This is a genomic window from Marinovum sp. E3 (assembly GCF_055755275.1).
Map to the genome: position 1 here is coordinate 1 of NZ_JBVTQV010000010.1, position 13,839 is coordinate 13,839.

Sequence of the window (13,839 nt, forward strand, 5' to 3'; positions counted from 1 at the left end):
ATGATCCGCAGAACGATGTCCGCAATCGATGGACTCTTCACCGCAATCGCAGCGACCGCGCTTGCCGCCATGACCCTCCTTGTCGTGGCTGACGTGAGCCTGCGCTACGGCGCCGGGGCGCCGCTCTTCTTCGCCCATGATGTTGTCGTCCTCTATTTGACACCACTTGTCTTCTTCTTCGGCTTTGGTCCGACATTCTGGCGCGATGAGCACCTGGCGGTCGATCTTCTTACGGTCAAGCTTCCGGTTCGTCCGCGCGCGTTGACTGAATTCGTCTCGGCCGCGATCGGCACCTTCATCTTCGGCCTTCTCACCTGGGTGTCTTGGGGTCGGGCATGGACAAGCTTCCGCAATGACGAGGTCATCGCAAGCATCGTGCCATGGCCGGCCTGGGCGAGTTACGCAATCGTGCCGATCGGAACCGTTGCCATGATTCTCGTTTGCATGGTCAGAATGTTCATGGCGGCCGAGGCGATCAGGACCGGGCGGAGACCAGGAATGCCGGAACATGAACTCGATGGGGGGGAGCCGGTATGATCGCCCTTCTTGTCGTCATTTCACTTCTCGTCCTTTTGCTCTGCGGGATCCCGGTCGGCTTCGCGCTCACCTTCACCGGCCTCATCGGCCTCATGGCGATCGTTGGCTTCGACAGCGCCCTGTCAGTTCTCTCCACGACCCCACTCTCGACAACAAATGGCTACGAGCTGATCGCCGTGCCGCTCTTCATTGTCATGGCCGAGTTCGTCATTGTCAGCGGCATTGCCGATCGGATGTTCAAGGCCATCACAATCTGGGTAGGCCGTCTGCCAGGTGGACTTGCCGTTGCAACCGCTCTCGCGGGTGCGGGCTTTGGTGCGATATCCGGCTCGTCGACGGCGGCCGCGGCTGCGCTCTCGTCCACTTCGATCCCGTCGATGCGCCGCGCGGGCTATGAGGCAAAGTTCTCGGCCGGCGTCGTAGCGGTGTCGGGCACGCTTGCAATGCTCATTCCACCCTCGATCGCCCTCGTGCTCTACGGCATCATCATCGAGGCGAATATTGCCGACCTGCTGATCGGCGGCGTGATCCCCGGCATCCTGGTGACGCTCGCGATCATCGCCACGGTCTATGTGCTGATCGCCCGAGATCCGAGCATTGCGCCGTCTGCAGCGGCCCATAGCTGGCGGGAAAAGCTTCTGGCGCTCCGTGAAATCGGGCCGATGCTTCTGCTTCTCCTTTGCGTGACCGGCTCGATCTATCTCGGCATCGCGACGCCGACCGAGGCAGCGGGCCTCGGGGCGTTCGGCGCTTTTCTCATTGCCGCCGCGTTCCGCAGCCTGACGTGGAAGAGCTTCGCCGGCGCGATGGCCCGCGCGGTACGGGCGACCTGTATGATCTTCATGATCATCATCGGCGCCCACATCTTCGGCTATGTCCTGACGCTCGGCCAGATCACCCCGAAGTTCGTGACCTGGGTCACCACGCTCGAAGTGTCGCCCTATGTCATCATGGCCGGCATCATCCTTTTCTATTTGATCCTCGGCTGTTTCATGGACCAGTTGGCGATCCTTATTCTCACCGTCCCGGTGATGGTTCCAGCCATCGTAAGTCTCGGCTTCGATCCGGTCTGGTTCGGGGTTCTTGTCGTGGTCGCCGCCGAGGTCGGCATGATCACACCCCCCCTCGGCATGAACATCTTTGTCGTAGCCCGCTACGCCGAGCGACCGCTGGCGGAGATCTTCCGCGGCGTCGCACCGCATATTTTCGCCCATCTCATCGTCCTGGCGCTGCTGGTTGCCTTTCCTGAGCTCGTGCTCTGGCTGCCCAGCACCATCGAGCATTGAATTGAAAGGAGATACCAGTGAATGAACCCATCAGCGCCGCAGGGCTCGATCCAAAGCTTTTCTTCCGGACCGAAGCGGATGTTGAGCCCTATTCCCCGAGCGGACATACCGGGACCGTCAATCGGCGCCTGGTCTCCCCCGAAACCGGCGCGACGCAGATGGAAGTTCTGATCGGGCGGATCGAGCCTGGAGAGGGGGCCTCGCCGCATTACCATCCCGGCATCGATCAGTTCTGCTGGATCCTTGAAGGTCGTGCCGAGGTCGAAATCTCGGACATGACCAGGGTCATCGGGCCGGGCGAGAGTTGCTTTTTCCCGGCCGGTCTGGCGCACACCTTCACTGCCATTGGGGATGAACCAGTGCGGGTCCTGATCTGCTACGCCCCGCCTTACGGTGAGGGTGCCCGGGTCAACTGCTGAAACAGAAATCGGAGGAGGAAACCATGAAAACCAGAACAACGATCGCCGCTCTGCTTGTGGCCAGCGCCCTCGCCGCGCCGGCCGTGGCGCAGGAAGTCACCATCAAGATTGCCGACAGTCTGCCGGCCGATCACATCATCACCAGGAATACGACCGAGATCTTCATGGAGAAGGTTAAAGAGCAGCTTGGTGATCGTGTGGCCTTCGAACACTATCCGGCAGAGCAGCTCGCCAAGGCGAAGGACATGCTCTCGATCACCCAGGCAGGCATCGCCGATATCGGCTACATTGTTCCGTCCTATGTTTCGGAGAAGATGCCGCTCGGCGGTGTTGTCGAGCTCCCGGGCGAGATTGCCTCTTCCTGCGAGGGCTCACTGGCATTCCGCGAGCTGGTTCAGCCGGGCGGAAAACTTGATGAGCTGGAATTCCAGCCCAATGGCGTCCGAGTGCTCTACAACGTCGCGCTTTCGCCCTACCAAGCGGTCTTTTCCAAGCGCGCCGGCGTCGCAAATCTGGCCGACATGGCCGGAAAGAAGGTTCGGTCGAACCCGGGTGCGATGGAGCTTTCCCTGCAAGCCGTCGGCGCCGCGCCGATCCGGATGACGCCGCCAGAAATATTCGACGCCATGTCGAAAGGGACGATTGACGGAGCGCTGCTCCCCTTCACCTCGACCTTCTCCTACGGGCTCGATCAGATCGTGACCTCGGCCAGCCAGGACGCCAATTTCGGATCGGTTGGGATCACCTATTCCATCTCGCAGAAGAAATGGGACAGCCTGCCAGAGGATGTCCAGAAGGTTCTGTCCGAAGTCGGGCGCGAGGTCACGCAATCGGCCTGCAAGGCATTCGACGATGCCGAGGTCGATCTCGCGGAACAGATGAAGGCTGATGGTGCCAATGTGTTCACGCTGACTGAGGAAGAGAAGGCAACGCTTTCGGAAACCTTCGGTACCGTCGCCGAGGATTGGGCCAAGGCGCTCGATGATCGCGGAAAGGTCGGCACAGAGATCTTGACCGACTTCCGGACAGAAGTCGAAAAGATCCGCGGCCAGGAAAGCTGACGAAGGCGGGGTGGCGACTTTTCGTCGCCACCCCACTCCCAAGGAGGACTGGTGATGATCGATTTATTGAAGGGTGTCCGCGTCGTCGAAATGACGACCATCGTGCTGGGTCCAATGGCCGGCCAGATCCTTGCTGATTTTGGGGCGGATGTCATCAAGGTCGAAGCGCTGGACGGCGATCTGGCCCGATATGTCGAGCCGAGATCACCCCATGGCGACAGTTCCATGTTCGCCAACAGCAACCGCAACAAGCGCTCGATCGCCATTGACCTCAAATCCGACGAGGGCGCGGCGGCGATGCGCCGGCTGATCGCCAGCGCCGATGTATTCTTTCACAATATGCGCCTCGGCGCTGTGAAGCGGCTCGGCCTTGATCCCAACAGCCTCCGGCAGCTCAATCCACGCCTGATCTACTGCTCAGCCATCGGCTTCGGGAGCTCCGGGCCGTATGCAGACCGTCCCGCATATGATGACGTGATCCAGGCGGCATCGGGCCTCGCCTGGTTGCCGACCTATGCCGGCGCGGAGCCTGCATATGTCCCCGGCGTTATGGCCGACAAGGTCGCCGCCCTTTACGCCGCCCAGGCAATTTCTGCTGCGCTCTTCGGCCGGGAGAAAAATGGCGCAGGCATGGAGATCGAAGTCCCGATGTTCGAGGTCATGGCCTCGTTCGTCATGACGGAGCACCTGGCGGCCGCGACCTTCTCGGAGGATGGCCGGCCGGGCTACGGCAGGCTCCTGAATAAGCACCGAAAGCCCTTCCGCAGTTCGGACGGCTGGATTGCGGTCCTTCCCTATACCGGCGCGCATTGGCTCCGCACATTCATCGAGATCGGCCGGGAAGATGTGACCAAGGCGCACTGGTTCGCCAATCCCTCTGAACGATCGCTCAGAGTTGGCGACATGTACGCGATCCTCGCTGAGGAAATGACGAAGCGGACAACCGACGAGTGGGTCAGCACCTTCGAACGCATTGACGTGCCCCATTCCAGGGTCAACTCGCTCATGGATCTGCTTGAAGATCCGCATCTCGCGAATTCAGACTTCTTCCGAGCGGTTGATGACCTGCCGGGCAGGGCGAGATCCGTCCCGCAGCCCGTCGCTTTTCGAGGCGCGGAAACAAGGCCTGACACGCCGCCCCCAAGTCTCGGCGAGCACGGCGCGCTCATTCTTGAAGAACTTGGCTTCACGCCACCTGAGATATCCGCCCTAGTCGATCAGGGCATTCTGCAGGCCACAAGAAAATAGGAGCTCAACATGGCGGGCCTTTGGCTAGAAGAATTTCAGCCCGGGATGGTCATTCGACATGCGATCACCCGCACGGTGACGGAAGCCGACAACATGTCCTTCTCGACCCAGACAATGAACCCGCAGCCGCTGCACATAGACCGACATTTCTCGGAGGCGACCGAATGGGGTCAGCCGCTGGTTAACTCGCTGCTGACGCTGGGGATCATGATCGGAATCTCGGTCCATGAGACCACGCTTGGAACAACGATTGGCAATCTCGGCATGACGGATGTCAGCTTCCCGGCGCCCTTCTTTCACGGTGATACGCTCAAGGTTGAGACCCTCGTGATTTCCGCCCGTCCCTCGAAGTCGCGGCCAGGGCAGGGTATCGTCGAATTCGAGCACAAGGCCTTCAATCAGGACGGCGTCCTCGTCGCCGCCTGTCGTCGAGCGGCCCTGATGCGGGCGAGACCACCCGAGGGGGCCGCGGCATGAGGTCCTGGCTTTTCGTACCCGGCGACCGCCCCGGCATGATGGTGAAAGCAGCCGCGACCGAGGCGGATATCGTCATTCTTGATTTGGAAGACTCCGTCCTTGAGCGGAACAAGGACAGGGCACGGATCGACGTCGGTGAGGCTTTGGTCTCGCTCGATCGGCGTGGTGAGGTCTGGGTAAGGGTAAATCCACTGAACGAGCCCCGCTGCCGCGACGATCTCGCGGTGGCACTCGAGGCTGGCGCCGACGGCATCGTCTTGCCGAAGGCCATGTCCAGCCACTGCATTCAGCGACTGCTGGCCCATATGGAAGAAATCGGCCGAAGTCAGTTGCCAGTTATGGCCATCGCGACCGAGAACGCCGCCTCGATATTCGGGCTCGGGACCTATGCCGAAGTGCATAACCATCTCGCGGGTCTGGCTTGGGGTGCGGAAGACCTTTCGGCCGACCTTTCGGCAACTGCGAGCAGAGATCAGAGCGGCCAACTGACCGGCCCATTTTCGCTGGCGCGCAATATGCTCCTCTTTGGTGCGGCCGCTGCAGATTGCCAGGCCATCGACGGGGTCTGGACCAATATTCGTGACCTTGAAGGCCTCGAGGCAGAATGCATTGCCGCGCGTCGCGACGGCTTTTGCGGCAAAATGGCGATACATCCGGCTCAGGTTCCGATCATCAACCGCTCCTTTTTGCCAACCGTCGCCGAGATCGAACACGCCAATCGGATCGTCGAGGCATTTTCGCTCAAGGATGGGAGTGGGGCGGTCAACATAGATGGAGAGATGATCGATCTTCCCCATCTGACGCGGGCGGAGCGGCTTCTCGCCCATGCCCGCAGGTATGAGGTGGCATGATGGTGGATCAACTGGAGCGCCTTGGTCGCGGATTCTTCTGGCAAGACCTTCAGGTCGGCGCGCGCTATCTTACCTACGGCCGCACGATCACCGAGGCGGATATCGGACAATTCGTCGGCCTCGTCGGGATGATCGAGATCCTGTTCACCAATGCAGAGTACCGTCGGACCGAGGCCGCGATCGCCGGCGATCCCGCACCGGGAGCACTTACCTTCTCCATCGCCGAGGGTCTCGCGTTAAACGCCACGGGTCAAGAAACCGGTCTGGCCTTCCTTGGCCTGCAGAGTCTGGACGTAAATGGACCAGTGCTGGCAGGGGACACGATCGAGGTCGAGATCGAGGTCACCGAAGTTCGGCCGGAAAGCAAGGGCACGCGGGGCCTCGTCCGCACGCGCAATCTCGTTCGCAATCAACGGGGAGAGACGGTCATGACCTATGAACCGCTCCGACTGATGATGGGTCGACCGACCTGATCGGACATGGCGCGCCTTGGAACTCGCGCTGCGCACTCGTTCAGGCCGGGTCCGCCTGTCCGAAATCGAGATCGGACGCGCGCCGAGCCCATTCGACGAAGCTCAAAAGCATCGCATCAAGCCGAACATCAGAAACCGTCAGGTCGCGGGCAAACGACAAACCATCGAGGCTCCTCGCACGGCTGAGCGCTACATAGAGCTGCCCCAGAGCAAACGCTCCGCGGCCGAGGTCGATACGCACGTCATCGAGTGTCATGCTTTGGCATTTGTGAATGGTGATCGCATAGCGGATGGGTCAATGTCACGCATATGCTGAAATGCGTGGCGTCCACCGGTCGCTCCTCGATACAGGCGCGGCCCAGCACAAGCCCCATCGGCAACGGTATGTCGATGCCGAGGATCCGCCAGATATAGCCTGCATCGCGAAAGACGAGCGCACCCTCTTCTACGGTGACCTTCAGCCGCATGCCGATTCCGAAGCGCACGAATTCGATTACGCGATTGCCGCAGGTCGGTTCCACATGGGAACGGAAGTGGAAGGCCAGACGACCGGCAAAATGGAACACCCGGTCCCAATGAATCGTGCTGTCGCCTGGACAGGCGCGGTAATTCACCTCGATCGGCACATCCGTGCCTCGATAAGGCACCAGCGCACCGAATATCCGCGCAAATAGAATCAGCAGCTTGGCCGCGGCACCGTGCCAGACCTCGTGCATCCTGCCCTTGGCACAGACCTGATCGTCACTGAAGGCCCGAAGGAAGTAATGACGTCGGACAACCTCGCCAAGCCTGTGCCAGTCATCGCCCAGTATCTCGTGTAAAACCGGCAGCCACTGGGCGCCGCCCGATGCCGTCGTCTTTGACGAATCCCAATAATATTCGCCATGCCAAGCCCCTATCCTTGTTTCGTCGCCAGCGATCCGATCAGGATCAGACCGCCGCTCAAAGCGGGTTTTGCCAGAAATATACCTTCGGTGTTAGGGTCATCTCACCCCCACATCCGGAGATCATCATGCGTATTCTCCTGCCAATCCTTTTCCACGCCCTGCTCTCGGCATGCGTCGAGACTGAATCACCGACAATCCTGCGCGACCGGCAGGAGGCCGCATGCACGGCCGTCATCGCCGAACATGTCCGGCGTCCCGCCAGCGAAGTCGCCTCTCGTTGGCTTTCCGAGATAGGGGGCGTGGCGAAAGTCGAGGCATGGGACAGCGACCGGCGGCATATCTGTAATGTGGATAGCTCAGCAGAGGTTCTGGGCTATTCTCATCCGAATGCGTGACCTGAGCCCTTCCGATTGTGAGGCCCTACCCCGCTGGAAAAGATGAACTGTCAGTTCCATATGCCTTCGCCGGGCTGGCAGGAAAGCTCTGATTCTGCCAATGAACGACTTGCTTTCGCTTTGCTGAGGCATGACCGGAGCAGTTGCAGCGGGCTCACACTATCCGCCCGCCTTGTTTTCTTTTGAGCAGACATATCGGACGCAACACCATCAGCCCAAATCCGCCCTACCCGCTATGACATGCGCAGTTTGATCATCCCCTTAGATGCGGAATGCATCCCGGATTTCATCTGTCCGAGATACCTGCGCCATTCCGAAGATCGATGCCGGATGGTATTGCTTTCGTTGCGGCGCGCCTTCAGCGGTTCGGCCATAATTTACCCAAATCGCCCGTCTTTCCATGATCTTGAGCGACGCGTGTTAATTTTCGCTGAGAACTGACCCGGGTTTTTCATCGAGAATTGACCCGCCTGAAGGTTATGTTCTGTTGCTCATGTATCGGTCAAGTCCTGGCCTCCTTCTGTCATCTTTTTTGCTGCTGCCGAGCTTGCCCTGAAGCGGAAACTGTCGTTGCCGGTCTCCAGGATGTGGCAGCGATGCGTGAGCCGATCGAGCAAGGCGGTTGTCATCTTGGCATCGCCAAAGACGCTGGCCCATTCGCTGAAGCTGAGATTGGTGGTGATGGCCACGCTGGCCTGCTCATAAAGCTTACTCAGCAAATGGAAGAGAAGGGCCCCGCCCGTCGCACTGAACGGCAGGTAACCGAGTTCGTCCAGGATCACGAGATCGAGCCGCACCAGGCTGTCTGCGATCTTCCCGGCCTTGCCCTGCAGCTTTTCCTGTTCGAGCGCATTAACCAATTCGACGGTCGAGAAGAAGCGGACCTTCTTGCGATGATGCTCGATGGCCTGAATGCCAAGGGCGGTGGCGAGATGCGATTTCCCGGTGCCGGGCCCGCCGATCAGAACCACGTTCTGGGCGGCGTCAAGGAACTCGCAGCGATGGAGCTGGCGGATCAGGGCTTCATTGACCTCGCTGGCCGCGAAGTCGAAGCCGGAGAGGTCCTTATAGGCCGGAAAGCGGGCAATCTTCATATGATAGGCAATGGACCGCACTTCGCGTTCTGCCATCTCGGCCTTCAAGAGCTGCGAGAGCATCGGCACCGCTTCTTTGAAGGCGGGGGCGCCCTGTTCGATCAGGTCGGTGACAGCCTGAGCCATGCCGTGCAGCTTCAGGCTTTTGAGCATGATGACGACGGCCGCGCTGGCAGGATCATGACGCATGGCGGGCCTCCCGGCTCTGGCCGCGCAACCCGTCATAGCGATCGACATCGGCCCGGGGCTCATTCCGCAAGGCAAGAGCTTGCGGGGGATCGATATCGGGCGTGCAGGGCGTCTTGCCGTCGACCAATCGGTGCAGGATATTCAACACATGGGTCTTGGTCGGAACCCCGGCTTCCAGAGCCAGTTCCACGGCAGTCAGCACGGCCTGTTCATCGTGCTGCAGCACCAGGGCCAGCACCTCGGCCATTTCCCGATCGCCCCCGCGCCGCCGGAGCAGATGATGCTGGAGTTGGCGGAAGGCATCCGGCATCTCGGCGAAGGGAGCCCCGTTACGCAAGGCGCCGGGCTTTCTCTGAATGACGGCCAGGTAGTGCCGCCAGTCAAAGACTGTCCGTCCTGGTGCCTGGTGTGATCGAACGATCACCCGCTGATGCTCGCAGAGGATCTGTCCTTCTGCGGCAATCACGATCCGTTCGGGATAGACCCGCAGGCTGATGCGCTGGTTCGCGAAGGATGCCGGCACGCTGTAACGGACACGTTCAAAGGTTACCAGGCAGGTTGGCGACACACGTTTGCTCTGCTCGATGAAGCCATCGAATGCTGGAGGCAGGGACATCAACGCGGCTCTCTCGGCATGCCAGACATCCGCGATGGTCCCGGGCAATGTGCCATGGGCCGTGTCCTTCCACAGGGCAAGGCAGCCTTGCTCCAGCCAGGCGTTGAGCGCGGCCAGTTCCGGGAATGCCGGCATGGTTTGCCAGAGCTGGTTGCGGCTGTCCTGGACGTTCTTCTCGACCTGCCCTTTCTCCCAACCCGCCGCCCGATTGCAGAACTCAGGCTCGAAGACATAATGGCTGGACATCGCCCTGAAGCGGGCATTGACCTGCCGATCCTTGCCGGTCAGGACCTTGTCCACCGCTGTCTTCATGTTGTCATAGATACCTCGGGCCGGCACCCCGCCGAACACGCGAAAGCCGTGCCAATGGGCGTCGAACAGCATCTCATGGCTTTGCAGGAGATAGGCGCGCAACAGGAAGGCACGGCTGTGGGACAGCTTGATATGGGCCACCTGAAGCTTGATGCGCTCGCCGCCGATCACCGCCCAGTTCTCGCTCCAGTCGAACTGGAACGCCTCGCCGGGTTGAAAGACCAGCGGCACAAAGGTGCCGCGGCCCGTCGTTTGCTGATCCCGCCGCCGATCTTCCTGCCAGGCGCGGGCGAATGCAGCCACCCGGCCATAGGAACCGGTAAAGCCGAGCACAACCAGGTCCCGGTGAAGCTGTTTGATCGTCCGCCGCTGCTTGCGTGGCTTGCGGCTCTCCGTCAGCAGCCAGCCGGAAAGCTTCTCGGCATAAGCATCCAGTTTACTGGGCCGATCGGGAATCTTGAAACTCGGTTCCGTTGTGCCGCTACGAAGATACTTCCGGATCGTGTTGCGCGAGAGGCCGGTTCGCCGCGCGATCTCGCGGATCGACATTCCCTCTCGCAATGCCCAACGTCGAATTACACTCAAAAATGCCATGTCTATCACTCCAATGCCCCCTGCAAATCGCAGACAGGGCGAAGCTCGCACATGGGTCACTTCTCAATGAAAATTCTCTGCCAACCCGGGTCAGTTCTCAGCGAAAATTAACACATCCTGAGCCTAGGCTACGTGATAAAGGCATGGTGTGATAGTTCCCGAGAGTTGGAGTAACTTTGCGCTTCAGCCTCGGCTCGGCCGCAGTCACAGAGCGGCGATTTCCGCCGTATTCATGGGAATAATATCGCAAATGGCGGCAAAAGTTTCAGACGTGGCTCGGTTTGTCTGAACAGTTTCGAGCCGTTTCGTAAGTGGGTTTTCCGCTCTGTTATACCGCAACCGGGATTGGTCGTGACTGTTTGAGATATGGAGTCCAATTCCACGGATCACCATTGCGGATCGTGCAAATGTAACGGTGCGGCAGCGAAGTCATCGAATGCACTGCGTATGGGATCAACCCGAAATGATTGTTTCGGCCGCGATCACACCAATCGCCATGCAGCTAAGATTGGTGTTTCCGCGCATAATCTCCGGCATGATCGAGGCGTCCGCGACCCGCAAATTTTCGACGCCGCGCACCCGAAGCGCACTGTCTACAACGGAACCATCGTCGTTCCCCATGCGGCAAGTGCCGACGGGGTGATATACGGTCTCAGCAGTGTTCCGCACCCAATTTCGCAAAACCTCTCGGTTCGAACTCAGCGCATCTGTATCGATAGCTCTGTCGAGATAAGCCTGCATCGCGCCGCCCTGAACCACCTCCGCCATGCGCGCGACTCCGTCTGCGAGCGCTTCAAGATCCCTAGGGCTCGTTAGGAAGCGGGGGTCGATGATCGGCGCATCGCGCGGATCAGCTGATGCCAGACGAATTTCGCCGACGCTATGCGGCTTAAGCTGGCAGACGCGCAGGGCGAAGCCGTCTTTGTGATGCGTGCCACTCGGCGGCCATTTCAGAGCTAGGACGAGATGGCTCTGAAATTCGGCGTCGTTCGAAGTTTTGTCGCCCCAGAAGGCGCCGGCCTCGATCCCCTGCGTAGCGGCGTTGCCAGTGCCGGTCAGAAGATAGCGCGCGCCGGAGAGAGCGCTGTGGAACAAGCCCTCATAGGGCCGGAAATATTTAGTGAAGGTGTCGACACCCCGGGTCGACCAGCGCATTGAGCAATCGAGGTGGTCGCGCAGGTTTTGACCGATCTCGGGAGCATCGATCTTGGTGTCTACCCCAGCCTGACGTAGATGATCTGCCGGGCCAATCCCTGAGAGCATCAGAAGCTGCGGGCTTCCGATTGCGCCGGCGCTCAGGATCACCTCGCAATCGGCGCACAGCAGTAATTCTTCGGAACCGCGCTGTACCACGACGCCCCTCGCAGTACCACGTTCTAAGTGGACCCGCCGTACCGGCAAGCTCGGCAGTATAGTCAGATTTTCGCGACCGGCGGCCTGCAAGAGGAATGCCGATGCGCCGTACCGCTTACCGCTTGAGATATTGACGTCGAAAAACCCCGCGCCAAGTTGGCTTTCACCGTTGAAACCTTCATCATTCCGCGCAATTCCCGCCTGCTCGCAAGCATCAATATAGGCCTCTGACAGAGCATGTCCGATTAGCCTCCTTGACAGTTTGATCGGTCCATCCAAGCCGCGCCCGTTGCGATGGTTTTGCGGCAGTCCGCTGGCGTTCTCGATCTCGCGCAGGACCCGGTACATGTTCTCCGGGCCCCAGACCGAAGAGGATGCTGCAGCCCATTCCTCGAAATCTGTGTGGGCACCTCTGACGGCGATCATAGAGTTGATCGATGATGAACCGCCCACAACTTTGCCGCGCGGGATATATATCTGGCGCGACGCTAGTTCAGGCTGCGGCGTGGTACGGAATTTCCAGTTGTAAGCTGCGCCGTTATAAAGCAGGCGCACCCCAGCGGGCATGTCGATTAGAAAGGATTTGTCGCTCCTGCCCGCCTCGATCAGCGCAACACGGGCTGAGCTGTTGCGGCTCAGACGTTCGGCTAGGGCGCAGCCGGATGATCCTGCGCCGACGATGATATAGTCGTAATGCTCACCCTCGGTCATAGGTACCTCTTTCATTCGATGATCCATAGCACGATCTCAGGCATTGCGAAGCAGACCGCAACCGTCACCAGTTGTATGAGTACGAAAGCAGGCGTAGCAGAGTAAATAGTCAGCAAACTGATAGAGGCTGGGGCCGCCGACTTAAGAAAAAAGATATTGTAGCCGAATGGTGGCGTCAGGTAAGCTGTTTCGAGGACTAGAATGGTTAACGCCCCAATCCAAATCAAGTTGACATCCAGCGCCGACAGCACCGGCAAAAACACCGGCATGGTTAAAAACAAAATGCCGATTGGATCGATAAAAAAGCCCAGCACGAAGACGATGACCAGCATGGCTGCGGTGACGAGGCCCGGCGAGATACTTAGATTTACAATTAAGCCGTTGACCACATCGCCGCCGCCAATGCCCGAATAGACTGAGACAAAGAGCAACGAGTTAAGCGCGATCCACAGAACCATGGTGGTCTGCTTCGCGGCATCAACGGCGGCATTGAAGATGTCTTTGCCGTTGATAGCCCGCAGGATCAGCGCGATCAGCGCGCTGGCCGCGGCCCCTATGGCCGCCGCCTCGGTTGGTGTCGCAATCCCGGCGAGCATCGAGCCGAGTACTGCCAGCACAATCAGAATGGAGGGCAAGGTGCGGGAATAAACTCGTATCCGCGTCTGCAGTGATATTTCTTGCCGTGGATCATCCTCGGCGGCCGGACACAGATCCTTATTCAGCCAGCACCTGATGAAAACATAGGTCACAAGACAGAATACCAAGGCGATCCCAGTCGACAGCCCCACGGCGAACATCTTTCCCACCGAGACGCCAGACAGTCCGCCATAGACAATGGCAAGGACGCTGGGCGGAAACAACTGGCCAAGCGCGCCGCCGGACATGATAACCCCCAACGAGATCTTTTCATCGTAATTCCGGCGCAGCATCGCGGGTAGGGCGATCTTGGTCGAAGTTAGCACACCGACTGCGCTAACCCCCGACATACAGCCAATCCCAGCGCATACAAAGATCGTCCCGATAGCCAGCCCGCCGCGGAACTTTCCGATCATCAAATACATGGCATCATAGAGGTCGTCGGCTATACCGCTTCGGACCAAAATCGCCGCCATGAACATAAAAAAAGGCAGCGAGACCAACGAAGGGTTCTGCATTCCAGCGTAGACTTGGCTGGCCAGGATGAAGATTGAAGCTGGGCCCCAGACGAAGTAACCGAAGCTCAGTGAGACAATGCCGATGCCAAATGCGATAGGCACACTGAGGAACAATATGCAGATCAGCGAGGCGAAAAGCAGGATGGTAAGAAGCGATGCGTCCATGTTCGTGCTTTCCCTCT

15 protein-coding genes are annotated in these 13,839 nt (G+C 59.4%); 9 read left to right on the forward strand and 6 right to left on the reverse strand.

From position 1 onward, the window contains the following. The 8 genes from AC0J5K_RS23155 to AC0J5K_RS23190 form a co-directional block, all read left to right on the forward strand. A partial coding sequence (locus AC0J5K_RS23155) for a TRAP transporter small permease (protein WP_274564310.1) occupies nt 1-537 on the forward strand: 537 nt, incomplete at its 5' end. Further along, the gene (locus AC0J5K_RS23160) at nt 534-1,823 is read left to right on the forward strand and encodes a TRAP transporter large permease (protein WP_274564311.1); all 1,290 of its coding nucleotides are present in this window, start codon (nt 534-536) and stop codon (nt 1,821-1,823) included. The genes AC0J5K_RS23155 and AC0J5K_RS23160, both read left to right, overlap by 4 nt. A gap of 17 nt (nt 1,824-1,840) precedes the next feature. Then, nucleotides 1,841-2,242, forward strand: coding sequence for a cupin domain-containing protein (locus AC0J5K_RS23165; protein ID WP_274564312.1), 402 nt, complete (start codon nt 1,841-1,843; stop codon nt 2,240-2,242). Between the two features lie 23 nt (nt 2,243-2,265). Continuing rightward, a complete protein-coding gene (locus tag AC0J5K_RS23170; protein WP_274564314.1) occupies nt 2,266-3,303 on the forward strand; it encodes a TRAP transporter substrate-binding protein in 1,038 nt (345 codons plus the stop codon). 54 nt (nt 3,304-3,357) lie between these two features. After that, nucleotides 3,358-4,551: a CaiB/BaiF CoA transferase family protein gene (locus AC0J5K_RS23175; protein WP_274564316.1), complete on the forward strand. Its 1,194-nt coding sequence runs from the start codon at nt 3,358-3,360 to the stop codon at nt 4,549-4,551. Nucleotides 4,552-4,560: 9 nt separating this feature from the next. Further along, nucleotides 4,561-5,028 (forward strand): MaoC family dehydratase, encoded by a 468-nt coding sequence (locus AC0J5K_RS23180; RefSeq protein ID WP_274564317.1) that lies wholly within the window; start codon nt 4,561-4,563, stop codon nt 5,026-5,028. Further along, on the forward strand, nt 5,025-5,879 hold the full coding sequence (locus AC0J5K_RS23185; RefSeq protein WP_274564319.1) for an HpcH/HpaI aldolase/citrate lyase family protein: 855 nt from the start codon (nt 5,025-5,027) through the stop codon (nt 5,877-5,879). The genes AC0J5K_RS23180 and AC0J5K_RS23185 overlap by 4 nt, the downstream gene beginning before the upstream one ends. Continuing rightward, nucleotides 5,879-6,352, forward strand: a complete 474-nt coding sequence (locus AC0J5K_RS23190; protein ID WP_274564321.1) for a MaoC family dehydratase — start codon at nt 5,879-5,881, stop codon at nt 6,350-6,352. The genes AC0J5K_RS23185 and AC0J5K_RS23190 overlap by 1 nt, the downstream gene beginning before the upstream one ends. A gap of 40 nt (nt 6,353-6,392) precedes the next feature. On the opposite strand, the gene AC0J5K_RS23195 is transcribed toward AC0J5K_RS23190, so the two are convergent. Together AC0J5K_RS23195 and AC0J5K_RS23200 are read right to left on the reverse strand one after the other, a co-directional pair. Then, on the reverse strand, nt 6,393-6,608 hold the full coding sequence (locus AC0J5K_RS23195; RefSeq protein WP_274564323.1) for a P-loop NTPase family protein: 216 nt from the start codon (nt 6,606-6,608) through the stop codon (nt 6,393-6,395). Then, nucleotides 6,595-7,317 carry a DUF4166 domain-containing protein gene (locus AC0J5K_RS23200; RefSeq protein WP_338020374.1) on the reverse strand — a complete coding sequence of 241 codons (723 nt, stop codon included), beginning with the start codon at nt 7,315-7,317 and terminating at the stop codon, nt 6,595-6,597. Before AC0J5K_RS23200 ends, AC0J5K_RS23195 begins: the two co-directional genes overlap by 14 nt. A gap of 47 nt (nt 7,318-7,364) precedes the next feature. Here AC0J5K_RS23200 and AC0J5K_RS23205 point away from each other — a divergent pair, with 47 nt between their 5' ends. Next, nucleotides 7,365-7,634 (forward strand): hypothetical protein, encoded by a 270-nt coding sequence (locus AC0J5K_RS23205; protein ID WP_274564325.1) that lies wholly within the window; start codon nt 7,365-7,367, stop codon nt 7,632-7,634. 491 nt (nt 7,635-8,125) lie between these two features. Here the strand turns inward: AC0J5K_RS23205 and istB are convergent, their stop codons facing one another. The 4 genes from istB to AC0J5K_RS23225 form a co-directional block, all read right to left on the reverse strand. Beyond that, on the reverse strand, nt 8,126-8,917 hold the full coding sequence (istB, locus tag AC0J5K_RS23210; RefSeq protein ID WP_274564327.1) for an IS21-like element helper ATPase IstB: 792 nt from the start codon (nt 8,915-8,917) through the stop codon (nt 8,126-8,128). Continuing rightward, nucleotides 8,907-10,439, reverse strand: a complete 1,533-nt coding sequence (gene istA, locus AC0J5K_RS23215) for an IS21 family transposase (RefSeq protein ID WP_274564329.1) — start codon at nt 10,437-10,439, stop codon at nt 8,907-8,909. The genes istB and istA overlap by 11 nt, the downstream gene beginning before the upstream one ends. Nucleotides 10,440-10,892: 453 nt before the next feature. Continuing rightward, on the reverse strand, nt 10,893-12,503 hold the full coding sequence (locus AC0J5K_RS23220) for a GMC family oxidoreductase (RefSeq protein ID WP_274564331.1): 1,611 nt from the start codon (nt 12,501-12,503) through the stop codon (nt 10,893-10,895). Nucleotides 12,504-12,514: 11 nt separating this feature from the next. Continuing rightward, nucleotides 12,515-13,822, reverse strand: coding sequence for a TRAP transporter large permease (locus tag AC0J5K_RS23225; protein ID WP_274564333.1), 1,308 nt, complete (start codon nt 13,820-13,822; stop codon nt 12,515-12,517). Nucleotides 13,823-13,839 lie beyond the last annotated feature (17 nt).

Coding starts and splice junctions, on each gene's coding strand:
- AC0J5K_RS23195 (WP_274564323.1), bottom strand. CDS start 6,608: ATGACACTCGATGACGTGCGTATCGACCTCGGCCGCGGAGCGTTTGCT.
- AC0J5K_RS23190 (WP_274564321.1), top strand. CDS start 5,879: ATGGTGGATCAACTGGAGCGCCTTGGTCGCGGATTCTTCTGGCAAGAC.
- AC0J5K_RS23160 (WP_274564311.1), top strand. CDS start 534: ATGATCGCCCTTCTTGTCGTCATTTCACTTCTCGTCCTTTTGCTCTGC.
- AC0J5K_RS23180 (WP_274564317.1), top strand. CDS start 4,561: ATGGCGGGCCTTTGGCTAGAAGAATTTCAGCCCGGGATGGTCATTCGA.
- AC0J5K_RS23170 (WP_274564314.1), top strand. CDS start 2,266: ATGAAAACCAGAACAACGATCGCCGCTCTGCTTGTGGCCAGCGCCCTC.
- istB (WP_274564327.1), bottom strand. CDS start 8,917: ATGCGTCATGATCCTGCCAGCGCGGCCGTCGTCATCATGCTCAAAAGC.
- AC0J5K_RS23225 (WP_274564333.1), bottom strand. CDS start 13,822: ATGGACGCATCGCTTCTTACCATCCTGCTTTTCGCCTCGCTGATCTGC.
- AC0J5K_RS23185 (WP_274564319.1), top strand. CDS start 5,025: ATGAGGTCCTGGCTTTTCGTACCCGGCGACCGCCCCGGCATGATGGTG.
- istA (WP_274564329.1), bottom strand. CDS start 10,439: ATGGCATTTTTGAGTGTAATTCGACGTTGGGCATTGCGAGAGGGAATG.
- AC0J5K_RS23175 (WP_274564316.1), top strand. CDS start 3,358: ATGATCGATTTATTGAAGGGTGTCCGCGTCGTCGAAATGACGACCATC.
- AC0J5K_RS23220 (WP_274564331.1), bottom strand. CDS start 12,503: ATGACCGAGGGTGAGCATTACGACTATATCATCGTCGGCGCAGGATCA.
- AC0J5K_RS23205 (WP_274564325.1), top strand. CDS start 7,365: ATGCGTATTCTCCTGCCAATCCTTTTCCACGCCCTGCTCTCGGCATGC.